Below are 22,329 nucleotides of genomic sequence, written 5' to 3'. Positions count from 1 at the left end.
GCGTACCCGGCATTCTGTATATCGTTATTCCCTGAATTACTGGGCTGCGTTCACCGCAGCAGTCCAGGCTTGATTAAATGCCTGATGCTGGGCTGCCAGCGGGCCAATCAGCGTGTTGTACTGGCTTGCCTGTTGTGAGGTCGGGAACTGGATACCGTTCGCCACAAAGCTCACCTGCGTATCCTGCTGCGCGATAAAATCACCCACCTGTACCAGTTGCTGCGTAAAGATTTGCGCGGCAGGAATCAGCGGCTGTAGCGCCTCTGACGGAGCAGTCACGACTTTGCTGTAGACCTGATCAAAGACGGGTTTCAGATCCTCGCTTTGCTTCAGCGCACCACGTGCGGCATCGGCCTGCAGCTTCGCATTCTGCAGCTGTTGCCCTAACACGCCCAGCGCACCATTTGCCTGACGCAGCGGTTCACGCTGGGTCACGTAATCCTGAGGAACACGGATGGCATTTACGCTATCCACAACCGGGCGCAGACCGGAGTCCATCGCCTGATTCACCTGCTGTGAATAACCATAAAGAATCGCGTAATCGGAGACAAACGGGCCAAACTGTTTTTTCTGATCGGCGGTCAGCGTCGGTAAACGCTCTCCGCTACGCATTGCAGTATTCTGCAGGAAATCGACAAACGCTTTGCGTTGATCGCCTTCTTTATCAAAACACCCACTCAGGCCAACTACCATTAAGAGCGCCAAAACAGGCGCAAACCAGCGAGAGCAGGACTTACCTGTCGCCATTTTAATACTCCTTCACCCAAAAATGCGCACAACGACACCCGCGTGCCTGACGATGACAAGGATAGTCCAGGTCAGCCCCGCAAGATACCCTTTCCGCGTAATCTTGTCGGGGAAAATACCCGTTTCGGTGGCCCTGCGTTTTGCTGAACAATGCGCCATCAGCCGAATGGCGTAAAAATTTTGTCATCTTTACAAATGAGTTTGGCCGAGAGGAGATCCCGACCGTTATCAGATCGTTAGCAAACTACAGGTCGGCCACCGCGATCCGCTGAAACGCGCCCACCGCGCGCACCCCACGCCCGGCGTCTTTTTTTGCGACTATTCTTAATGAGCTTCGATGAAATTCACGATCCCGCTGTGTGATTTTAGGAGTCCTCAATGGAATATAAAGATCCTATGCTTGAACTGCTTAGCAGTCTGGAACAGATTGTTTTTAAAGATGTATCGCAGACCGTCACCTTGACGCAAAAAGCCAACCCGTTTACCGAATTTGAACAGCTACGACGAGGGACGGGTTTAAAAACAGATGATTTTGCCCGAGTAATGGGCGTAACGGTTGCGATGGTTCATGAGTGGGAGTCTAAACGCGTAAAGCCTTCCAGTACCGAATTGAAATTGATGCGCCTGATTCAGGCCGACCCGAGATTAAGTAAGCAGTTGATGGATTGATGTTTTTTCTGGTTTTTCTTCAGAACGGTCCTGTAAATGGACCGTTCTACTACCAGCCCCAGCAACAAAAAAGAAAATAGTAGTTGCATCCTCCGGCGTAAAATGAGTTAATGCACTCAACGGTTTGACGTACAGACCATTACAGCAGTTTAGTAAGGCAAGTCCCTTCAAGAGTTATCATTGATACCCTTCGTAGTGAGCATTTTCCTTTACTGTTAAAAAATCTGTAAAGCACGCCATATCGCCGAAAGGCACACTTATTTTTTAAAAGGTAATACACTATGTCCGGTAAAATGACTGGTATCGTAAAATGGTTCAACGCTGATAAAGGCTTCGGTTTCATCACTCCTGACGATGGCTCAAAAGACGTGTTCGTACACTTCTCTGCTATCCAGAACGAAGGCTACAAATCTCTGGACGAAGGTCAGAAAGTTTCCTTCACCATCGAAAGCGGCGCTAAAGGCCCGGCAGCTGGCAACGTAACCAGCCTGTAAGCTTAAAAAGCTCAAAATTCTAGATCCCTGCCAAACGGCGGGGATTTTTTTTATCTGTCTCTCGCAATAATTTCCCCAGCTTTCTTCTTTGCATTACTTTACCCACCGCACCTTTGACCTTTCCCTAAGGGTAAGCTTTATAGTACGTCGGCATGTATTCCACAATTTTCACAAGGAATTGAAGCTATGTCGAAAACCTCACTGTTGCTGTTATTAGGTTTACTCACCACAAGTAGCGTATTCGCTGCTACCCCGGAATCAACCTTTCTGGCGCAACATGGGCTAAGCGGGAAATCCGTTGAGCAAATTGTCGACGCCATTGACCAGTCGCCTCAGAGTCGACCACTGCCCTATTCTGCCTCCATCACCAGCACCGAACTAAAGCTCTCTTCCGGTGAACAGGTTTATACACTACCGCTTGGTGACAAGTTCTATCTCTCCTTTGCCCCGTACGAATGGCAAACTCACCCCTGCTTTAACCACAGCCTTTCTGGCTGCAAGGGAGAAATGCCCGAGAAGACCTTTGATGTCAAAGTGACGGATAGCAAGGGAGACGTGGTGGTGCAGAAAGCAATGACCAGCTACCGCAATGGTTTTATCGGCGTATGGCTACCACGCAATATGGAAGGCACAATTGAAGTGAGCTACAACGGCAAAAAAGCGTCTCACGCCATCAAAACGATGAATGACAGCCAGACCTGTCTGACCGAATTGCAGCTGCGCTAACAGCATAAAAAAATGCCGGATAGGCAATTGCGTATCCGGCATTTTTTACGTCAATACAGACGGTTACTGCAGCAGCGAAATATCCGCCACGCGCAGGAACAGCTCACGCAGTTTTTCGAGCATGGTGAGACGGTTGATACGTAAATCCTTATCTTCCACCATAACCATTACTTTCTCGAAGAACGCATCAACCGGTTCGCGCAGTTCGGCCAGTTCGACCAGCGCTTCCTGATAGCGACCCTCAGCAAACGCAGGCTCCAGCTTGTCACGCAGTACCACAACCTTCATCGCCAGTGTAATTTCTTCCGGCTCTTTCAGCGTTGCTGCATTCACACGGTCGTTCAGCGGCTCTGTCGTTTTCGCGAGGATGTTAGAAACACGTTTGTTGGCTGCAGCCAGCGCAGACGCGGCTTCCAGCGTACGGAAGTGCGAAACCGCCTTCATACGTGCGTCGAAATCAGCCGGACGCGTCGGACGACGCGCCAGCACCGCCTGAATGGTATCAACGGTGTAGCCTTCGTCCTGATACCAGGCACGGAAGCGGCCCAGCATAAAGTCGATGACATCATCCACTACGTTCGCGTTGGACAGCTTGTCACCGTACAGACGTACCGCTTCTTCGGTCAGCGTTTGTAGATCGAGGTTCAGGTTCTTCTCAACGATGATACGCAGCACGCCCAGCGCAGCACGACGCAGTGCAAACGGGTCTTTGTCACCTTTTGGATGCTGACCAATACCGAAGATACCCGCCAGGGTGTCCATTTTATCGGCAATGGCTACCGCACAGGCCACCGGGTTAGACGGCAGGTCATCACCGGCAAAGCGTGGCTGATATTGCTCGTTCAGCGCTACCGCTACATCTTCCGCTTCACCATCATGACGTGCGTAGTGCATGCCCATCACGCCCTGGGTGTCGGTGAACTCGAAGACCATATTGGTCATCAGGTCACACTTGGACAGCAGGCCCGCGCGGGTGGCATGGTTGACGTCAGCGCCAATCTGTTCGGCAATCCAGCCCGCCAGCGCCTGAATACGATCGGTCTTGTCGCGCAGAGTACCCAGTTGCTGTTGGAACAGCACGGTTTGCAGACGTGGCAGATGATCTTCCAGACGTTTTTTGCGGTCAGTATTGAAGAAGAATTCGGCATCCGCCAGACGCGGACGAACCACTTTTTCGTTACCGGAAATAATCTGCATCGGATCTTTCGATTCGATGTTAGCGACGAAGATAAAATTCGGCAGCAGTTTGCCGTCGTTCGCGTACACCGGGAAGTACTTCTGGTCACCTTTCATGGTGTGAACCAGCGCTTCAGACGGTACCGCGAGGAATTTTTCTTCGAACTTCGCCGTCAGCACCACCGGCCATTCAACCAGAGACGCGACTTCTTCCAGCAGGCTTTCGCTCAGGTCAGCGTTACCGCCAATCTTACGCGCCGCCTCTTCGGCATCGGCCTTGATTTTTGCCTTACGCTCGGCGTAATCAGCAATGACTTTGCCGCGCTGGCGCAGGATTTCAGGATACTGGTCGGCATTGTCGATGGTGAACTCAGGCTCGCCCATAAAGCGGTGGCCGCGGATCACGCGATCGGACTGAATACCCAGAATCGTTGCCGGGATGACTTTGTCGCCCAGCAGCAGCGTGACGGTATGAACCGGGCGCACGAAATGGACGTCAGACGCGCCCCAGCGCATCAGTTTCGGGATCGGCAGCTTAGCCAGTGACGTGGCAATCATGTTTGGCAGCAGCGTTTCTGCGCTTTCGCCTTTCACATGCGCACGGTACAGCAGCCATTCACCTTTGTCGGTGGTCAGCCGTTCAGCCTGATCAACGGTGATACCGCAACCGCGCGCCCAACCTTCTGCCGCTTTGCTCGGTTTACCTTCAGCGTCAAACGCCTGGGCAATCGCCGGGCCGCGCTTTTCTACTTCACGGTCAGGTTGCGATTCAGCAAGGGCAGCCACTTTCAGCGCCAGACGACGCGGCGCAGCAAACCACTCTACGTTGCCGTGTGCGAGGCCAGCATTGTCCAGCTCCGCAGTGAAGTTCGCAGCAAAGGACTCAGCCAGGCTGCGCAGTGCTTTTGGTGGCAGCTCTTCAGTGCCAATTTCCACCAGAAAAGTTTTCTCAGACATGGCCGCCTCTTATTTGTCTTTGTTGCACATCGGGAAGCCAAGGGCTTCACGGGAAGCATAGTAAGCTTCTGCCACTGCTTTGGTCAGGGTGCGAATGCGTAGAATATAACGCTGACGCTCGGTGACGGAGATGGCTTTACGCGCATCCAGCAGGTTGAAGCTATGGGCGGCTTTCAGAATACGTTCGTAAGCAGGCAGCGGCAGTGGGTTTTCCAGCGCCAGCAGCTGCTGGGCTTCTTTCTCATACTGCTCGAAGCAGGTGAACAGGAAGTCCACGTCAGCGTATTCAAAGTTGTAAGTCGACTGCTCGACTTCGTTCTGATGGAACACATCGCCGTAAGTGGTTTTACCCAGCGGGCCGTCGCTCCAGACCAGGTCGTAAACGCTGTCTACGCCCTGAATGTACATCGCCAGACGTTCCAGACCGTAAGTGATTTCTCCGGTCACAGGCTTACATTCCAGACCACCAACCTGCTGGAAGTAGGTGAACTGCGTCACTTCCATGCCGTTCAGCCACACTTCCCAACCCAGACCCCAGGCACCCAGCGTTGGGTTTTCCCAGTTATCTTCCACGAAACGGATGTCGTGAATGGTTGGATCCATACCCAGCTCTTTCAGCGAACCAAGGTACAGCTCCTGAATGTTGTCCGGGGACGGCTTAATGACGACCTGGAACTGATAGTAATGCTGTAAGCGGTTCGGGTTTTCGCCATAGCGACCGTCGGTCGGACGACGAGAAGGCTGCACATAAGCAGTCGCCATCGGCTCCGGCCCCAGCGCGCGCAGGCAGGTCATTGGGTGAGAAGTACCCGCGCCGACTTCCATGTCCAATGGTTGAACAATGGTGCAGCCCTGGCGAGCCCAGTAATCCTGTAAGGTCAGGATCAAGCCCTGGAAGGTCCTGGTATCAAACTTTTGCATATTATTTCGTGCTGGATACGTGTGGATTTAAAGGAAGCGATCAGTATACCCGCTGGCTGCAAGATATACAGTACGAAACGGGAAAAAGGAGGAACTTAGCGCATGGAAAGGTGCAAAAACTGCCCGTCTGCGTCAAATGAGCAGACAAAACTCTCTTTACGGAAGGTAGAACCACGCATCTCATAGCTGCCCTGGAACTGTTCGAAGCCGGTTACGTCTATTTTCTGCGTCCCGGTGTTATAACGTTCAGCCGCTTCATTTTTGCATAATGCTTCCATATCCAGCGAACGTGAAGAGCTCACTTTGGCCTTTTGCGCTTTCTGAGCCGGTGCTGGCGGCTGTGGTTCCGCGCATCCTGCCAGCAGGAGGGCAGCCATCGCGGGAAAGAAATACTTCATCATCATTTTATTACCCTCTGATTTGCGGGTCAGTCTTATTATTATTACTGTCTGGAAACGGATCCTATTTTGAGAATCTCATCGGACCATCACAAGCTTTAGCGTAAAAACTCAGATTATTCCAGTGAGATACATCCGCGAAATGCCAGTCAGACTTTTTTTAATGGAAACAGAGGAACTGATGCAGCCCAAAATTTTCTGGATTGATAACCTGCGCGGGATAGCCTGTTTAATGGTGGTTATGATCCATACAACCACCTGGTACATCACCAATGCGCACAGCGTCAGCCCGTTAGCCTGGGATCTTGCCAATGTGCTCAATTCAGCTTCACGCGTCAGCGTACCGCTGTTTTTCATGATTTCAGGCTTTCTTTTCTTTGGCGAGCGCAGCGCCCAGCCGCGACATTTTCTCCGTATTGCGCTCTGCGTTCTGTTTTATAGCGCCGTCGCATTGGCCTACATCTCACTGTTCACCTCGATTAACGCCGAGCTGTCTTTGAAAAATCTGCTGCAAAAACCGGTGTTCTATCACCTGTGGTTTTTCTTCGCCATCGCCGTCATCTACCTGGTCTCACCGCTGATTCAAGTGAAAAGTATTAGCGGAAAAATGCTGCTGGCGCTGATGGTGGTGCTTGGCATCCTTGCTAATCCCAACACCGTCTCGCTAAAAATGGGGGGCGTTGAGTGGCTGCCCATCAACCTGTACATCAGCGGCGACACGGTCTATTACATCCTGTACGGCTTGCTGGGCAGGGCAATTGGCATGATGAATACACAAAAACGCGCGCTCACCTGGGTCTGTGCGGCACTGTGCGTCACCGCCGTCTTTGTTATCTCTCGCGGAACCTTATACGAGCTCCGCTGGCGAGGGAATTTCGCCGACACCTGGTATCTCTACTGCGGCCCAGCCGTATTTATTTGCGCAGTCTCGCTGCTGACGCTGGTCAAAAACACCCTTAGCGCACGCACTATCCCCGTACTGGGCCTGATTTCCCGCCACTCACTGGGTATCTATGGCTTCCACGCGCTGATCATTCATGCGCTGCGCACTAACAGTATCGAGCTCAAGAACTGGCCGCCGCTGGATATGCTGTGGATTTTCAGCGCCACGCTGGCGGGCAGCCTGCTACTTTCGGTTCTGCTGCAACGCATCGATACACGCCGACTGGTGAGTTAACACTCACCCGTCGTTACTCTTTTAGCGGGCGCATCAGCATAATTTGCCCCGCTAAACACACGAAGAATGCCATTGGATAGGCGCCCATTTCGATGAGTGACAAGGGAGCGTTCAGCATCCCCAGCAGCAGCAACCCTACTGTTATCAATGCCACCATCTGGCACACACGCGTAAAGTGTTCGTCATTCTGATTACTATTTTCAGCACGCTGGTAAGCGTACGTCACAAACATCCCTGTCATCAGGACACCCAGAAAGTATCCTTTCCCGTTCAATAAGGGACAGGCGCGCCATAAACCAATAACGTAAATGAGTGCACCCGAAAGGAATAATAGCCATGCCATAAACCTCGTAGTCTTCATTGGGATCTCCTTATCCATCACGGATACAATATGAATAACCCACTAAAGACAACACAGAAAAATAGCACTAAGTTATATTTTCAGAATAAATCCATACACGTAAATTATTAATTTAAAAAATACATAGATTATAAAAATCCCCTCCATTTAGCAGAGGGGAAATACGATCATGACATCAACGGCAGCAATTGCTGATAGAGACGACGGAAGGTTTCGCGACGCTGCAAATAAAGCGCATGGCGATCTGCGTCAGGATAATGCGCCTGTTCCAGCGCCAGTTGAGGCAATAGGTCAGATAATGGCTTATCGGAATTCATCGCAATTTGTGCCAAACGTGCCGCCCCCAACGCAGGACCAACGTCACCACCGGTACGGTAATCCAGCTGCAACCCGCTGATATCAGACAGCATCTGGCGCCAGTACTCGCTGCGAGCCCCACCGCCAATGAGCGTAATGCTGGCCGGTTTAACACCACAGGCATGCACCACATCCATACCATCTGCCAGCGCGAATCCCACGCCTTCCAGCACTACTTTCGCCAGTTCTGCCGGCCCATGCTGATGCGTCAGACCAAAAAAGACGCCTTTCGCCTGCGGATTATTATGCGGCGTACGTTCACCCGACAGGTACGGTAAAAACCAGACGGGTTCAGCCTGCTCATCCGCCTGTTGTGCCGCAGTTATTAGCGCAGGAACGGTGCTCAGCCCGGTTAATTTTGCCGCCCAGTCCAGGCAGGATGCCGCACTGAGCATAACGGACATCAGATGCCATCTTTCAGGTAAAGCATGACAAAAACTGTGTACCGCACTTTCTGGTTTACTGAGGAATCCGTCGCTTACCGCAAAGTAAACACCGGACGTGCCCAGCGAAAGCATCGCCTGACCGGCATTCATCATACCGACGCCAACCGCGCCTGCCGCGTTATCTCCGCCACCCGCAATCACCGGGATCTCGGACATGCCCCAGGCTTGCGCGACCGCAGGCAACAACGTGCCAGTAATCTCGCTGCCTTCAAATAACGCAGGCATATTCGCACGGGTCAGGTGACAGGCTGCCAGCATGACGTCGCTCCAGTCGCGCTTCGCAACGTCCAGCCACATCGTACCGGCGGCATCAGACATATCGCTGGCGAATTCCCCGGTCATACGCAAACGCAGGTAATCTTTCGGCAGCAGGACTTTATCAACCTGGCGGAAAATCTCCGGTTCATGGCGCTGAACCCACAGCAATTTGGGTGCCGTAAAACCCGGCATCATCAGATTGCCAGTGATACCGCGAGACTCTGGAACCTGGTTTTCCAGTATCTCGCACTCTTGTGCGCAGCGTCCGTCATTCCACAGGATCGCCGGGCGCAATACCTTCTGCTGATTATCAAGTAGCGTCGCACCGTGCATTTGACCGGCAATCCCCAGCGCCTTCACCTCACTGAGTGAATGTTGCTGAGCCAGTGCTTTGACGGCGCGATCCGTTGCCAGCCACCACTGTTCAGGATCCTGCTCCGACCATAGCGGATGAGGACGCGAAACCGTGAGTTTCTCCGTCTGCGAGGCCACAACATCACCCTGCTCATTCAGCAGTATGGCCTTTACGCCTGATGTGCCCAGATCTATCCCGATATACATAGGGTATCGTTCCTTAAAGAAATGCCCGGTAGCGCAAAGCTATCCGGGCTGACGAACGTTCTTAACGATCCGTTATTTGTCGAACAAATAATGGTTTACCAGATTTTCCAGCTGTTCCTGATGACCGCTCTGATGCACCGGCGCCAGATTATGTTGTTCAGCGTACTGCGCAATTTCGGTCAGCGTCATCTGGCCCTTCAGAATTTGCTGGCCCAGCTCACCATTCCAACCGGCATAACGTTTTGCAACGCGCTGATCCAGGCCGCCATCTTCAATCATGCGAGCTGCGATTTTCAGCGACAGTGCCATGGTGTCCATCGCCCCAATATGACCATAGAACAGATCGTATTTATCGGTGCTCTGGCGACGCACTTTGGCATCAAAGTTCAGGCCTCCCGTGGTGAAACCACCCGCTTTCAGGATTTCGTACATCACCAGCGCATTCTCTTCCACGCTGTTCGGGAACTGGTCGGTATCCCAGCCCAGCTGCGCATCTCCGCGGTTGGCATCGACAGAGCCAAACAGGCCCAGCGCGATCGCGGTGGCGATTTCGTGGTGGAACGAGTGGCCAGCCAGCGTGGCGTGGTTGGCTTCGATATTCAGTTTGATCTCTTTTTCCAGGCCGAACTGTTTCAGGAAGCCGTAAACGGTCGCCGCATCGTAGTCGTACTGATGTTTGGTCGGCTCCTGCGGCTTCGGTTCGATAAGCAAGGTACCCTGAAAACCGGTTTTGTGTTTGTGCTCAACCACCAGTTGCATGAAACGGCCAATCTGCTCGCGTTCCTGACGCAGATCGGTATTAAGCAGAGTTTCATAGCCTTCACGACCGCCCCACAGAACATAGTTTTCGCCGCCTAATTTATGCGTAGCATCCATGGCAGTCACCACCTGGGTGGCCGCCCAACTGAACACTTCCGGATCCGGGTTGGTAGCCGCACCTGCGCCGTAACGTGGGTTAGTAAAGCAGTTTGCCGTCCCCCACAGCAGCTTCACGCCGCTTTGTTCCTGTTTAGCGCCCAGCACATCAACCATCTGCGCAAAGTTGTTTTTGTACTCTTTCAGCGAAGCACCTTCAGGCGAAACATCTACATCATGGAAGCAGTAGTAAGGCACGTTCAGCTTGTGGAAAAACTCAAACGCCACATCCGCTTTGCGTTTCGCCAGCGCCAGCGCTTCACCGGGTTGCTGCCATGGGCGGTCAAAGGCTCCCATGCCGAACATGTCTGCACCATTCCAACAGAAAGTGTGCCAATAGCAGGCGGCAAAACGCAGGTGATCTTCCATACGCTTGCCTAACACTTTCTCATCAGGATTGTAATGGCGAAATGCGAGCGGGTTAGTGGATTTTGTCCCTTCAAAACGAACACGGTCGAGTTGGTCAAAATAAGCCTGCATAATAAGCTCCATAATCAGGTAATACGGCAAGTAAACTGCGATATCGCCATACTGGAATTTCCTGATTTATTGCTCAATTACGTTATTTCACACCGCTATTAAGAGAATACCCAAATGTGCGCTGGCTCCCAAAAAAACGCGCTAAATAAAGAAATAAAAAGACGATCGGGATCGAAACCTGATGAATAAACTAAAAACCATAATCCGCGGATAAGATATGACAATTGCCTTCCCGCTTAGGGTATGTGAGTTTTGCGTAGCGCTACGCAAATCAAAAATTTGTCACACATAATCAGGCAGCATTATCCACGGTTTTGGTAGTATCGACAGGCCCATATTCACCCTTTCCAGGACAGGCTCTTATGTTTGATAAACGTCACCGTATCACTCTTTTATTTAATGCCAATAAAGCCTACGACCGCCAGGTGGTTGAAGGCGTGGGTGAATATTTGCAAGCGTCGCAATCTGAATGGGATATATTCATCGAGGAAGATTTTCGCGCGCGTATTGATAATATTAAAGACTGGTTAGGCGACGGTGTTATTGCCGATTATGACGACGATGACATTGCGCAATTACTTGCCGATGTCGATGTCCCCATCGTTGGCGTCGGGGGTTCTTACCATCTTGCTGAACATTATCCACCGGTCCACTACATTGCCACCGATAACCACGCATTGGTTGAAAGCGCCTTTCTGCATTTGAAAGAAAAAGGGGTGAACCGCTTTGCATTTTACGGTCTACCACCTTCCAGCGGCAAACGCTGGGCCGAGGAGCGTGAATATGCCTTTTGCCAACTGGTAGCGAAAGAAAAGTACCGTGGCGTGGTCTATCAGGGCCTGGAAACTGCACCAGAAAACTGGCAACACGCACAAAATAGGTTAGCCGACTGGCTGCAAACTCTGCCGCCGCAAACCGGAATTATCGCCGTCACCGACGCGCGTGCACGGCACGTTTTGCAGGCCTGTGAACATCTGCATATTCCGGTACCGGAGAAACTGTGCGTCATTGGCATTGATAACGAAGAACTGACCCGCTACCTGTCGCGCGTGGCGTTATCATCCGTTGCTCAGGGTGCTCGTCAGATGGGCTATCAGGCCGCAAAACTCCTGCACCGCGTGCTGGCGAACGAAGAGCCGACGCTACAACGCATTCTGGTCCCTCCGGTACGCGTCGTGGAACGTCGTTCAACCGACTACCGTTCACTTACCGATCCGGCCGTTATTCAGGCGATGCACTTCATCCGCAACCATGCCTGTAAGGGCATCAAGGTCGAACAGGTACTAGATTCAGTGGGGATTTCACGGTCGAATCTGGAGAAGCGTTTTAAAGAGGAGGTCGGGGAGACCATTCATGCGGTGATCCATGCCGAAAAGCTGGAGAAAGCGCGCAGCCTGCTGATTTCCACCACGCTTTCCATCAACGAGATTTCACAAATGTGCGGCTACCCGTCTCTGCAGTATTTCTATTCGGTGTTCAAGAAAGAGTACGACACGACGCCAAAAGAATACCGCGATGTGAACAGCGAAGTGCTGATGTGATGTGTTGCCGGATGGCGACTGCGCTTTATCCGGCCGACGAGTCATCTTGTTGGCCGGATAAACGTAGCGCCATCAGGCGCAGGAATTACATATGCGCTGCAATTAAGCGCTGGTTATCCTGGTACATCGCGAACAGATAGTTGTTGTAGCTCTTCCCTTGGGTGGAATACCCCTTCAGCTTATGAATCATCGCCGTGGCGGTGACTTCCTGATCGGTTTTACGCAGCTGAGCGCGTGACTTACGGAAAGAAGAGTATGCCGGATGCGTATTCAGATTAATGACGTAAGCCGTCACTGACTCTTTCACCGAGTCAAACTGAGAGTAGCCTTTCACCTTACCCGGCGCATTGGTGCAACGACCTTTGACACATTTCATGCCAAACAGATTATTGTTGCTACGTGCCAGCTTCGACGTACCCCAGCCGCTTTCTGCCGCAGCCATGGTTGCCACCATACTGGTAGGGATAATATCCACGCGCTCAAGCAGCGTGTTCCACGGAATTTTACGCGTGTTGCCAGACCAGCTCACCTTGTAGCGTTTGGCGATATCTTTCATGCGCGCACGCTCGCTCGGCGACCAGCGATTCTGGTACTGCTTTGAAATCAGCCAGTTACGTTCAGCAGTAATGGCCGCATTTTGACTAGTAATGTAAGGCATAACCGTCCGGAGAAACGCTTTTTTCCTTGGTGTTCCGGAAGGGTATTTTCGCAAATCAGGAAGTGAACTACTCTTTGCACTATTGCGAGAATACTCTTGTTTACTGCTTACCTGTGTATTACTTGTCTTGGTTGCCTGGGGCTTCTGACTCGTTGTTGCCGTGTGTGTCTTTGCCAGCACCTCACCGGAAAATGCAATGGTGAGTAACATTAGAATCATGGCCCCATATCGTCGAATGGGAGTCAATATCATTAGGTCTCCTGGTCGGATTTATACATTCCAACACCTTATATTTTTCATAAAAATGAGAGATGAATCTCAAATCATAGCAAAAATAGCCGTCAAGAGCACCCAAAGGAATAGTCCAATTCCGAAACTATGTCACGCGCTAACGGTTAAGATTGGTATTAATTCGAAGAAAATGCGGGTGTTATCGCAAAATAATGCCGTTTTTTGCGCACGATCGCTCACCCTCACGTCTCATCCTGGCGGAATCCACCCAAAGGATGAGTCTCCGACCGTAATTCGCTGGCAAACTGGCTAAAATCGCAGCATTCAGGACAGCGTTATGAAACTTGCCGCCTTTGCGCTGGCGCTTATGCCAGGCATCACCATCGCCTCGTCATGGACTTCTCAAGGGTTCCCCACCTTCGAAGTGGAGGGTACGGGTAAGTTTGTCAGCCATGCAACGTTGACGAAGGGTACCCGTCCTTTAATACTAAATTTTGACCAACAGTGCTGGCAGCCTGCCGAAACCATTAAACTCAACCAGATGCTGTCGCTAAAACCTTGCACAGGCGAGCCACCACAGTGGCGTTTATTCAAAGACGGTAGTTACACGCTGGAAGTGGATACCCGCTCCGGAACGCCAACGTTGATACTGTCACTAGCATCCGCCGTTGAGCCGGTGAGCAACCTGATTCGCCAGTGTCCGAAATGGGATGGCTCACCGCTGACGCTGGATGTGAGTCAGACTTTCCCTGAAGGTGCCGTGGTGCGTGATTACTACAGCCAGCAGACGGCAATGGTTAAGCACGGTCAAATCACCCTCCAACCCGCAGCCAGTAGCAACGGGCTATTACTGCTTGAACGCGCAGAAACGGACGCCCCTGCCCCCTTCGACTGGCATAACGCCACAGTGTATTTCGTACTGACGGATCGCTTTCAAAACGGCGATCCGACCAATGACCACAGCTACGGTCGCCACAACGACGGCATGCAGGAGATTGGGACGTTTCACGGTGGCGATTTACGCGGCCTCACCAGCAAACTCGACTATCTGCAACAGTTAGGCGTTAACGCCCTGTGGATCAGCGCTCCGTTTGAGCAGATTCACGGCTGGGTAGGTGGTGGCACCAAAGGGGATTTCCCCCACTACGCCTATCACGGTTATTACACGCAAGACTGGACCACGCTTGATGCCAATATGGGCAACGAGGCCGATCTGCGTGCGCTGGTCGATGGCGCTCACCAGCGCGGTATCCGCATTCTGTTCGATGTGGTGATGAACCATGCCGGTTACGCGACGCTGGCCGATATGCAGGCTTATCAGTTTGGCGCGTTATATTTATCGGGCGATGAATTGAAACATACGCTCGGTGAACACTGGACGGACTGGAAGCCCGCCGCCGGACAGAGCTGGCACAGCTTTAATGATTACATCAATTTCAGTGATAAAGCCGCCTGGGAAAAATGGTGGGGGAAAAATTGGATCCGTACCGACATCGGCGACTACGACAGCCCCGGTTTTGACGACCTGACGATGTCGCTGGCCTTCCTGCCCGATCTGAAAACCGAGTCCAACACGCCTTCCGGGTTACCGGTGTTTTACAATAACAAACCGGATACCCACGCCAAAGCCATTGCGGGCTACACGCCACGAGATTATCTGACCCACTGGCTCAGCCAGTGGGTGCGCGACTACGGGATTGACGGGTTTCGGGTCGATACCGCCAAGCACGTCGAACTTCCCGCCTGGCAGCAGTTGAAAACCCAGGCCAGCGCAGCACTGACCGAATGGAAGAAAGCTAACCCGGACAAAGCGCTGGATGATAAACCCTTCTGGATGACCGGCGAAGCCTGGGGTCACGGCGTTATGCGCAGTGAGTATTACCGCCACGGCTTTGATGCGATGATCAATTTTGATTATCAGGAACAGGCGGCCAGCGCCGTCGACTGCCTGGCCAATATGGATCTCACCTGGCAGCAGATGGCGGATAAATTGCAGGATTTTAACGTCCTGAGCTATCTCTCATCGCACGACACGCGCCTGTTCCGCGAAGGTGGAGATAAAGCCGCCGAGCTGTTGCTACTGGCACCGGGCGCGGTGCAGCTGTTTTACGGTGACGAATCCGCGCGTCCTTTCGGCCCGACCGGCTCAGACCCTTTACAGGGCACGCGATCCGATATGAACTGGCATGACGTCAGCGGTAAATCGGCCGCCCGCGTCGCACACTGGCAGAAAATCAGCCAGTTCAGAGCCAGGCATTCCGCCATCGGCGCAGGTAAACAAACCACGCTGACGTTAAAACAAGGATACGGATTTACCCGCGAGCACGGTGACGACAAAGTGATGGTTATCTGGGCAGGCCAGCCCTGATCCCGCCAGGCTTCTCGTACCAAGTAGTGCGGGAAGCCTTATACAAAATAAAAAACCAGCCTGTTACAAATTCATAGCACAATACGTCAATTAGTCCTTACAGGCCTGATTTGCACCCTGCCATAGGTAGCGCTATGGTTAGCCACTTTATTACTCAGCTCGACAGACCACCTGCTATGACATTCTCACTTTTTGGCGATAAATTTACCCGCCATTCAGGCATCACCCGCCTGATGGAGGACCTCAACGACGGTTTACGTACGCCCGGCGCGATCATGCTTGGCGGCGGTAACCCGGCGCAAATCCCACAGATGCAGGAGTACTTCCAGTCTCTGCTAGCCGAGATGCTGGAAAACGGCAAAGTCACTGATGCGCTTTGTAATTATGACGGTCCACAAGGGAAAACCGAGCTACTGGCCGAACTGGCCACGCTGCTGCGCGAGAAGCTGGGCTGGGATATCGAACCACAAAATATTGCACTGACAAATGGCAGTCAGAGCGCGTTTTTCTACTTATTCAATCTTTTCGCCGGACGTCGCGCCGACGGGACCACCCGAAAAGTCCTGTTCCCACTGGCACCGGAATACATTGGCTATGCCGATTCCGGGCTGGAAGAGGAGCTCTTCGTCTCTGCGCGCCCGAATATCGAGCTGCTGCCGGAAGGTCAGTTTAAGTATCACGTTGACTTTGAACACCTGCACATTGGCGAAGAGACCGGCATGATTTGCGTGTCGCGCCCCACCAACCCGACAGGCAATGTGATTACTGACGAAGAGTTATTGAAGCTGGACCGCCTCGCCAATCAGCACGGTATTCCGCTGGTCATTGATAATGCCTATGGCGTCCCGTTCCCCGGCATTATCTTTAGCGAAGCCCGTCCGCTGTGGAACCCCAACATTGTACTGTGCATGAGCCTTTCCAAGCTCGGGCTGCCAGGTTCGCGCTGCGGTATTATTATCGCCAATGAAAAAATCATCACCGCGATCACCAACATGAACGGCATCATCAGCCTTGCCCCTGGCGGTATGGGTCCGGCTATCATGTGCGAGATGATTAAACGCAACGATCTCCTGCGCCTGTCGGAGACCGTGATCAAGCCGTTTTATTATCAGCGCGTTCAGGAGACCGTGGCGATCATTCGCCGTTACTTATCCGAAGAGCGCTGCCTGATCCATAAACCAGAAGGGGCGATTTTCCTGTGGCTGTGGTTCAAGGACTTGCCTATCACCACCGAGCTGCTGTATCAGCGCCTGAAAGCACGCGGCGTGTTGATGGTTCCCGGTGATTACTTCTTCCCGGGGCTGGACAAGCCGTGGCCGCACACCCACCAGTGCATGCGGATGAACTACGTTCCGGAGCCGGAGAAAATCGAGGCTGGCGTGAAGATTCTGGCTGAAGAGATAGAACGCGCCTGGCGCGAAGGCTGATGGCAAACCCGACCGCCTAATCGGTCGGGTCACGCATTACAACGGCTGTGAACGCAAACGCTGCTGCTGAATTTTTGCGGCGTCAACGCATTGCAACGCACGGGTCGGGCAGGATTCTACACACGCCGGGCCCGTTTCGCGATGCCAGCACAAATCACATTTAACCGCCTGCACCCGCGAGCGCTGTGCAACCACATTCATGGCCCCAAACGGACAGGCCAGCATACAGCTCTTACAGCCAATGCAGCGTGCCTGTTCCACGAAGATATGCCCATGTTCGCGGCGAATAGCGGTGGTCGGGCAGGCATTCGCACAAGGCGCGTCTTCGCATTGATGACACGTTACCGCCGTGGTAAACGCGTCGTCTTTAATCACCCGAATACGCGGGATAAATGCCCCGGAGGAGACCGTCGCACACGTCTGGTTTTCCTGATGCGCGACGACGCAGGCCACTTCGCAGGTTCGACATCCAATGCATTTAGCCGCATCCGCCATAATAAACCCGTTCATTGCCTTCTCCGTCGCCGTTAAAACCACAGAGTGCCAGAGAGCCGGCCCCCACCGCTTTGATCGGACAGGGGAAACGGTGGAATTTTGTCAGGTGTATGAGCCACTCAGGCATTTCGCCTAATCGCGAACGGTAAAGCCCAGTTCATTCGAAATTGCCTGAGCCGTTTCCCGCAGTGGTTTGAGTAGATTCTTCTCCCCGACCTGCTTCAGACGCGAAGTGGAGAGCGAAATCGAGACCGAATACGGCACGCGTCCATGAATATCAAACACCGGAACCGCAATGCAGGACACACCCAGCTCATTCTCTTCCCGGTCCATCGCCATGCTACTTTCACGGATTTGCGCCAGCTCATCATACATTGCCGGTAAACCGGTGATGGTATTGCGGGTCAGCGGCTGAATCAGATCCTGGTGGCTCTCCCAATAAGAAGCCACATAGTCCGGATGACCAAACGCCATATAAATTTTGCCCATCGCCGAGCAATACAGCGGCATATGCTGGCCGATATAGGCGCGGGTACGCAGCATACCGGTAGTAGGCTCCAGCTTATAAATCAGAATCGCGTGGTCATCTTCACGGCTGGAAAAGTTTATCGTTTCACCCGTAGCGATGTTCAGCGCTTCAAGGTGCGGCGCGGCGACATGGATGATATTCAGAGATGAAAGCGCCTTTTGCCCAACGGCGATAAATTTGGTCGTCAGGCGATAACTGCCAGCCGCAGGAGCAGGCGTCACGTATCCACAAGATTGCAGCCCTTGCAGCAGTCGGTGCACCGTACTTTTGTTCAGCCCCGCCAGTTCAGACAGGTGTGCCAACGGGCAGCCATTCGGATAGTTGCTCAGGATCTCAATCAACATCAAACCACGAAACAGGCTCTGACTTCCGGCTGGCCTCTCTTTTTCTTGCGTCATCTCATTTTCTTTTGTGCCCATCGCTTCCGCTCCCCTTTTCGTCGCGCTCTGATGGTAGCGCAAAGTGTGTTTCAGTTCACGATCTGAACCAAAAAAACATAACCATTTGATTTTGATAATTTTAAAAAACAGGCCACCCCGTTGATCTGTCAAAATTTGATCGCTATATTTGAAATCAGATTTCGCATAGTGAAATTTAGAGATAAAAAAGCGATCAAATTTAATTAAGGAAACAGGAATGAAAGTCACTTTTGAGCAGTTGAAAGAAGCGTTCAATCGGGTACTGCTGGCGCGCGGTATTGCCGTTGAAACCGCGGATGCCTGTGCTGAAATGTTCGCACGTACCACAGAGTCCGGCGTCTATTCGCACGGCGTGAACCGTTTTCCTCGCTTCATTCAGCAACTGGATAACGGCGACATCATTCCTGAGGCCAAACCGCAGCGCACGACCAGCCTGGGCGCGATTGAACAGTGGGATGCTCAACGCTCTATTGGCAACCTGACCGCGAAAAAGATGATGGACAGAGCCATCGAACTGGCCTCCGATCACGGCATTGGCCTGGTGGCGCTGCGTAATGCGAATCACTGGATGCGTGGCGGCAGCTATGGCTGGCAGGCGGCAGAAAAAGGTTACATCGGCATCTGCTGGACCAACTCCATCGCCGTGATGCCTGCGTGGGGCTCTAAAGAGTGCTGTATCGGCACCAACCCGCTGATTGTCGCCATCCCATCAACGCCGATCACCATGGTGGATATGTCGATGTCGATGTTCTCCTACGGCATGCTGGAAGTTAACCGTCTGGCCGGTCGTGAACTCCCGGTAGACGGCGGATTTGACGATGAAGGTAATCTCACCAGAGAACCTGCCGTTATCGAGAAAAATCGCCGCATTTTGCCAATGGGCTACTGGAAAGGTTCCGGCCTGTCGATCGTGCTGGACATGATTGCCACCCTGCTTTCAGACGGTGCTTCCGTTGCCGAAGTCACCGAAGACAATAGCGATGAGTACGGCATTTCGCAGATTTTCATCGCCATTGAAGTAGACAAGTTGATCGACGGCGCATCTCGCGACGCCAAACTGCAGCGCATTATGGACTTCATCACCACCGCTGAACGCGCCGATGAGGACACGCCAATCCGTCTGCCCGGTCACGAGTTCACCCGTTTACTGGAAGAAAACCGCCGCAACGGGATCACCGTTGATGACAGCGTATGGGCCAAAATCCAGGCGTTATAAGGAGATAAACCATGATCTTTGGTCATATCGCTCAGCCAAACCCGTGTCGTCTTCCGGCCACCATTGAGAGGGCACTCGACTTTCTGCGCAGCACGGACTTCAGCAAACTGGAACCCGGCGTGGTGGAGATCGACGGTAAAAATATCTTTGCGCAGGTTATCGATTTAACCACCCGCGACGTTACCGAAAACCGTCCAGAAGTCCATCGCCGCTATCTGGATATTCAGTTTCTGGCCTCGGGTGAAGAAAAAATCGGTATCGCCATTGATACCGGGAATAACCAAATCAGCGAATCGTTATTAGCACAGCGCGATATTATTTTTTATCACGACAGTGAACATGAATCTTTTTTTGAAATGGTTCCGGGAAGCTATGCCATATTTTTCCCGCAGGATGTTCATCGTCCCGGATGCCATAAAACGGTAGCAACACCGATCCGCAAAATAGTGGTTAAAGTGGCAATAGACTCTTTATAGAAAATTATTTTCAGGAGCACAAAATGAACGTAAAGCATGCCGGTTATATTATCGGTGCGTACCCCTGTGCACCCTCATTTCACCAACAAAGTGAAGAGGACGAGAAGGAATTCTGGCGACAACTCTCAGATACACCGGATATTCGCGGCCTGGAGCAGCCTTGTCTTGAACACCTTCACCCGTTGGGTGATGAATGGTTATTACGCCATACGCCGGGCAGCTGGCAGATAGTGGTGACGGCCATTATGGAGACCATGCGCCGTCGCGGTACTAACGGCGGCTTTGGGCTGGCATCAAGCGACGAAGATCAGCGTAAAGCCTGCGTAGAGTACTATCGCCATCTTCATCAGAAAATTACTAACATCAATGCCGCCAACGCCGGGAAAATCATCGCGCTGGAGCTGCATGCCGCCCCGCTGGCGGGAAATCCGAACGTCGTTCAGGCCACCGAGTCATTTGCCCGTTCCCTTAAAGAGATTGCCAACTGGGACTGGTCCTGCGATCTAGTACTGGAACACTGCGATGCCATGACCGGCCCCGCACCACGTAAAGGTTTCCTGCCGTTAGAAAACGTGCTGGAAGTGATTACCGACTACGACATCAGCGTGTGTATTAACTGGGCGCGTTCCGCCATTGAAGGGCAGAACACGACCCTGCCACTGGCCCACACCCGACAGGCCAAACAGGCTGGTAAGCTGGGGGCCCTGATGTTCTCCGGCACCACGCTGACGGGAGAATATGGCGAATGGCAGGACTTACACGCGCCGTTTGCCCCTTTCTGCCCGCAGAGTCTGATGACCACCGAACATGCCAGCGAATTATTGACCTGTGCAGGAACCGATCCCCTGCAGTTTGCGGGTATTAAATTGCTGGAAATAAACGCCGATGCAGACGTTAACCATCGCGTAGCGATATTACGTGACGGCATCACTGCATTAAACCAAGCAAAATTATAAAAATAAAAGACGACTCTACGAGAATATTAATATGAACACGACCTCTCGCTCTACACAAAATGATGTGCCGCGCCAGCGTTGGCTGAGAATTATTCCTCCAATTCTGATCGCCTGTATTATTTCTTATATGGATCGCGTCAACATCGCTTTTGCGATGCCCGGTGGAATGGATGCTGAGTTAGGTATTTCCGCCACCATGGCGGGACTGGCTGGCGGTATTTTCTTTATCGGCTATCTGTTTTTACAGGTTCCCGGTGGAAAAATTGCGGTGCACGGCAGCGGCAAGAAATTTATCGGCTGGTCGCTGGTTGCGTGGGCGGTCATCTCCGTTCTGACGGGCTTGATCACCAATCAGTATCAACTGCTGGTTCTGCGCTTCTTACTCGGCGTGGCGGAAGGTGGCATGTTGCCCGTGGTGCTGACGATGATCAGTAACTGGTTCCCCGATGCCGAACGCGGTCGAGCCAATGCGATTGTGATTATGTTTGTCCCGATTGCCGGGATCATTACTGCACCGCTCTCCGGCTGGATCATTACGGTTCTGGACTGGCGCTGGCTGTTCATTATTGAAGGTCTGCTCTCTGTGGCTGTGCTGGCACTGTGGGCCTATACCGTTTATGACCGTCCGCAGGAAGCACGCTGGATTTCAGCAGCCGAGAAGAACTATCTGGTCGAGACCCTGGCTGCAGAGCAAAGGGCGATTGCCGGAACCGAGGTGAAAAACGCCTCTCTTAGCGCAGTGCTTTCCGACAAAACCATGTGGCAACTTATCGCGCTGAACTTCTTCTATCAGACCGGGATCTATGGCTACACCCTGTGGCTTCCGACCATCCTCAAAGAGTTGACCCACAGCAGCATGGGACAGGTTGGCATGCTCGCTATTCTGCCTTACGTCGGGGCCATTGCCGGGATGTTCCTGTTCTCCACCCTCTCTGACCGTACGGGCAAACGTAAAGTGTTTGTTTGCCTGCCACTGGTTGGCTTTGCCCTGTGCATGTTCCTCTCCGTGGTGCTGAAAAATAACGTCTGGCTGGCCTACTCCGCGCTGGTTGGCTGCGGGTTCTTCCTGCAATCGGCGGCGGGCGTGTTCTGGACCATTCCGGCGCGTCTGTTCAGCGCTGAAATGGCAGGCGGTGCGCGTGGCGTCATCAACGCGCTGGGCAACCTCGGCGGTTTCTGCGGTCCTTACGCGGTCGGCGTGCTCATCACTCTCTATAGCAAAGATGCAGGTGTTTACTGCCTGGCTATTTCACTGGCGCTGGCCGCACTGATGGCATTACTGCTGCCGGCAAAATGTGATGCAGGTGCTGCCCCGCTAAAAGTACTGAATCCACATAAACGCACTGCGTAAAACCCTGCCCGGTGGTGCT

General features: G+C 52.6%; 21 protein-coding genes. 11 read left to right on the top strand and 10 right to left on the bottom strand.

The genetic code is table 11. The annotated features are described in order from the left end of the window. Positions 1-36 precede the first annotated feature (36 nt). Positions 37-747: a DUF3053 domain-containing protein gene (locus IB214_RS00820; RefSeq protein WP_096759146.1), complete on the bottom strand. Its 711-nt coding sequence runs from the start codon at positions 745-747 to the stop codon at positions 37-39. 378 nt (positions 748-1,125) lie between these two features. Here IB214_RS00820 and IB214_RS00815 point away from each other — a divergent pair, with 378 nt between their 5' ends. The 3 genes from IB214_RS00815 to cueP all read left to right on the top strand — a co-directional run bounded on the left by IB214_RS00815 (position 1,126) and on the right by cueP (position 2,636). After that, entirely contained in the window at positions 1,126-1,416 is a 291-nt protein-coding gene (locus IB214_RS00815) for an HTH-type transcriptional regulator (protein ID WP_115257202.1), read from the top strand. A gap of 281 nt (positions 1,417-1,697) precedes the next feature. After that, on the top strand, positions 1,698-1,910 hold the full coding sequence (gene cspA / locus IB214_RS00810; protein WP_004126446.1) for an RNA chaperone/antiterminator CspA: 213 nt from the start codon (positions 1,698-1,700) through the stop codon (positions 1,908-1,910). A 186-nt stretch (positions 1,911-2,096) separates the two neighbouring features. After that, positions 2,097-2,636: a copper-binding periplasmic metallochaperone CueP gene (gene cueP, locus IB214_RS00805; protein WP_096759144.1), complete on the top strand. Its 540-nt coding sequence runs from the start codon at positions 2,097-2,099 to the stop codon at positions 2,634-2,636. Positions 2,637-2,699: 63 nt separating this feature from the next. Here the strand turns inward: cueP and glyS are convergent, their stop codons facing one another. The 3 genes from glyS to IB214_RS00790 form a co-directional block, all read right to left on the bottom strand. Next, on the bottom strand, positions 2,700-4,769 hold the full coding sequence (gene glyS, locus IB214_RS00800; protein ID WP_115257201.1) for a glycine--tRNA ligase subunit beta: 2,070 nt from the start codon (positions 4,767-4,769) through the stop codon (positions 2,700-2,702). A 9-nt stretch (positions 4,770-4,778) separates the two neighbouring features. Further along, positions 4,779-5,690: a glycine--tRNA ligase subunit alpha gene (gene glyQ, locus IB214_RS00795; protein ID WP_001168551.1), complete on the bottom strand. Its 912-nt coding sequence runs from the start codon at positions 5,688-5,690 to the stop codon at positions 4,779-4,781. A 95-nt stretch (positions 5,691-5,785) separates the two neighbouring features. Beyond that, positions 5,786-6,094 carry a YsaB family lipoprotein gene (locus IB214_RS00790; protein ID WP_117342519.1) on the bottom strand — a complete coding sequence of 103 codons (309 nt, stop codon included), beginning with the start codon at positions 6,092-6,094 and terminating at the stop codon, positions 5,786-5,788. A 175-nt stretch (positions 6,095-6,269) separates the two neighbouring features. On the opposite strand from IB214_RS00790, the gene IB214_RS00785 reads away from it, so the two are divergent. Then, positions 6,270-7,265 (top strand): acyltransferase, encoded by a 996-nt coding sequence (locus IB214_RS00785; protein ID WP_117342616.1) that lies wholly within the window; start codon positions 6,270-6,272, stop codon positions 7,263-7,265. Positions 7,266-7,278: 13 nt separating this feature from the next. On the opposite strand, the gene yiaB is transcribed toward IB214_RS00785, so the two are convergent. The 3 genes from yiaB to xylA form a co-directional block, all read right to left on the bottom strand. After that, positions 7,279-7,626 carry an inner membrane protein YiaB gene (gene yiaB, locus IB214_RS00780; RefSeq protein ID WP_115257199.1) on the bottom strand — a complete coding sequence of 116 codons (348 nt, stop codon included), beginning with the start codon at positions 7,624-7,626 and terminating at the stop codon, positions 7,279-7,281. Positions 7,627-7,793: 167 nt separating this feature from the next. Next, a complete protein-coding gene (xylB, locus tag IB214_RS00775) occupies positions 7,794-9,248 on the bottom strand; it encodes a xylulokinase (protein WP_117342520.1) in 1,455 nt (484 codons plus the stop codon). Positions 9,249-9,320: 72 nt separating this feature from the next. Beyond that, positions 9,321-10,643 (bottom strand): xylose isomerase, encoded by a 1,323-nt coding sequence (gene xylA / locus IB214_RS00770; RefSeq protein ID WP_096759139.1) that lies wholly within the window; start codon positions 10,641-10,643, stop codon positions 9,321-9,323. Positions 10,644-11,005: 362 nt separating this feature from the next. Here xylA and xylR point away from each other — a divergent pair, with 362 nt between their 5' ends. Continuing rightward, complete coding sequence (gene xylR, locus IB214_RS00765) at positions 11,006-12,184, top strand: D-xylose utilization transcriptional activator XylR (protein ID WP_115257197.1); 1,179 nt, start codon at positions 11,006-11,008, stop codon at positions 12,182-12,184. An 85-nt stretch (positions 12,185-12,269) separates the two neighbouring features. On the opposite strand, the gene IB214_RS00760 is transcribed toward xylR, so the two are convergent. Further along, a complete protein-coding gene (locus tag IB214_RS00760) occupies positions 12,270-13,094 on the bottom strand; it encodes a protein bax (RefSeq protein ID WP_096759137.1) in 825 nt (274 codons plus the stop codon). 316 nt (positions 13,095-13,410) lie between these two features. Between IB214_RS00760 and malS the strand changes: the two genes are divergently transcribed. Then, a complete protein-coding gene (malS, locus tag IB214_RS00755) occupies positions 13,411-15,441 on the top strand; it encodes an alpha-amylase (protein WP_117342521.1) in 2,031 nt (676 codons plus the stop codon). Between the two features lie 134 nt (positions 15,442-15,575). Next, the gene (gene avtA, locus IB214_RS00750; RefSeq protein ID WP_223240283.1) at positions 15,576-16,868 is read left to right on the top strand and encodes a valine--pyruvate transaminase; all 1,293 of its coding nucleotides are present in this window, start codon (positions 15,576-15,578) and stop codon (positions 16,866-16,868) included. 36 nt (positions 16,869-16,904) lie between these two features. On the opposite strand, the gene IB214_RS00745 is transcribed toward avtA, so the two are convergent. After that, on the bottom strand, positions 16,905-17,378 hold the full coding sequence (locus IB214_RS00745; RefSeq protein ID WP_117342522.1) for a 4Fe-4S dicluster domain-containing protein: 474 nt from the start codon (positions 17,376-17,378) through the stop codon (positions 16,905-16,907). Positions 17,379-17,495: 117 nt separating this feature from the next. After that, a complete protein-coding gene (gene yiaJ / locus IB214_RS00740) occupies positions 17,496-18,311 on the bottom strand; it encodes an IclR family transcriptional regulator YiaJ (RefSeq protein WP_096759133.1) in 816 nt (271 codons plus the stop codon). A 217-nt stretch (positions 18,312-18,528) separates the two neighbouring features. Here yiaJ and yiaK point away from each other — a divergent pair, with 217 nt between their 5' ends. From yiaK to IB214_RS00720, 4 genes are read left to right on the top strand one after another with little or no spacing between them, the layout of a single operon-like run. Beyond that, a complete protein-coding gene (gene yiaK, locus IB214_RS00735) occupies positions 18,529-19,527 on the top strand; it encodes a 3-dehydro-L-gulonate 2-dehydrogenase (RefSeq protein ID WP_096759132.1) in 999 nt (332 codons plus the stop codon). A gap of 11 nt (positions 19,528-19,538) precedes the next feature. Continuing rightward, positions 19,539-20,003, top strand: coding sequence for a YhcH/YjgK/YiaL family protein (locus IB214_RS00730; RefSeq protein ID WP_117342523.1), 465 nt, complete (start codon positions 19,539-19,541; stop codon positions 20,001-20,003). Positions 20,004-20,026: 23 nt separating this feature from the next. Continuing rightward, a complete protein-coding gene (locus IB214_RS00725; RefSeq protein WP_117342524.1) occupies positions 20,027-20,959 on the top strand; it encodes a DUF4862 family protein in 933 nt (310 codons plus the stop codon). Between the two features lie 31 nt (positions 20,960-20,990). Beyond that, a complete protein-coding gene (locus IB214_RS00720; RefSeq protein ID WP_096759129.1) occupies positions 20,991-22,310 on the top strand; it encodes an MFS transporter in 1,320 nt (439 codons plus the stop codon). Positions 22,311-22,329 lie beyond the last annotated feature (19 nt).

The sequence above is a fragment of the Citrobacter sp. C1 genome, assembly GCF_014596895.2.
In the GTDB taxonomy this organism is placed as follows: Bacteria; Pseudomonadota; Gammaproteobacteria; order Enterobacterales; family Enterobacteriaceae; genus Citrobacter; species Citrobacter gillenii.
The sequence above is the reverse complement of the archived record's forward strand: the minus strand, read 5'-3'. Positions and strand labels throughout refer to the sequence as shown.

Bases quoted from the DNA above. Each gene is read 5' to 3' on its own strand.
- IB214_RS00820 (WP_096759146.1), bottom strand. From the start codon at position 747: ATGGCGACAGGTAAGTCCTGCTCTCGCTGGTTTGCGCCTGTTTTGGCG.
- IB214_RS00815 (WP_115257202.1), top strand. From the start codon at position 1,126: ATGGAATATAAAGATCCTATGCTTGAACTGCTTAGCAGTCTGGAACAG.
- cspA (WP_004126446.1), top strand. From the start codon at position 1,698: ATGTCCGGTAAAATGACTGGTATCGTAAAATGGTTCAACGCTGATAAA.
- cueP (WP_096759144.1), top strand. From the start codon at position 2,097: ATGTCGAAAACCTCACTGTTGCTGTTATTAGGTTTACTCACCACAAGT.
- glyS (WP_115257201.1), bottom strand. From the start codon at position 4,769: ATGTCTGAGAAAACTTTTCTGGTGGAAATTGGCACTGAAGAGCTGCCA.
- glyQ (WP_001168551.1), bottom strand. From the start codon at position 5,690: ATGCAAAAGTTTGATACCAGGACCTTCCAGGGCTTGATCCTGACCTTA.
- IB214_RS00790 (WP_117342519.1), bottom strand. From the start codon at position 6,094: ATGATGATGAAGTATTTCTTTCCCGCGATGGCTGCCCTCCTGCTGGCA.
- IB214_RS00785 (WP_117342616.1), top strand. From the start codon at position 6,270: ATGCAGCCCAAAATTTTCTGGATTGATAACCTGCGCGGGATAGCCTGT.
- yiaB (WP_115257199.1), bottom strand. From the start codon at position 7,626: ATGAAGACTACGAGGTTTATGGCATGGCTATTATTCCTTTCGGGTGCA.
- xylB (WP_117342520.1), bottom strand. From the start codon at position 9,248: ATGTATATCGGGATAGATCTGGGCACATCAGGCGTAAAGGCCATACTG.
- xylA (WP_096759139.1), bottom strand. From the start codon at position 10,643: ATGCAGGCTTATTTTGACCAACTCGACCGTGTTCGTTTTGAAGGGACA.
- xylR (WP_115257197.1), top strand. From the start codon at position 11,006: ATGTTTGATAAACGTCACCGTATCACTCTTTTATTTAATGCCAATAAA.
- IB214_RS00760 (WP_096759137.1), bottom strand. From the start codon at position 13,094: ATGATATTGACTCCCATTCGACGATATGGGGCCATGATTCTAATGTTA.
- malS (WP_117342521.1), top strand. From the start codon at position 13,411: ATGAAACTTGCCGCCTTTGCGCTGGCGCTTATGCCAGGCATCACCATC.
- avtA (WP_223240283.1), top strand. From the start codon at position 15,576: ATGGTTAGCCACTTTATTACTCAGCTCGACAGACCACCTGCTATGACA.
- IB214_RS00745 (WP_117342522.1), bottom strand. From the start codon at position 17,378: ATGAACGGGTTTATTATGGCGGATGCGGCTAAATGCATTGGATGTCGA.
- yiaJ (WP_096759133.1), bottom strand. From the start codon at position 18,311: ATGGGCACAAAAGAAAATGAGATGACGCAAGAAAAAGAGAGGCCAGCC.
- yiaK (WP_096759132.1), top strand. From the start codon at position 18,529: ATGAAAGTCACTTTTGAGCAGTTGAAAGAAGCGTTCAATCGGGTACTG.
- IB214_RS00730 (WP_117342523.1), top strand. From the start codon at position 19,539: ATGATCTTTGGTCATATCGCTCAGCCAAACCCGTGTCGTCTTCCGGCC.
- IB214_RS00725 (WP_117342524.1), top strand. From the start codon at position 20,027: ATGAACGTAAAGCATGCCGGTTATATTATCGGTGCGTACCCCTGTGCA.
- IB214_RS00720 (WP_096759129.1), top strand. From the start codon at position 20,991: ATGAACACGACCTCTCGCTCTACACAAAATGATGTGCCGCGCCAGCGT.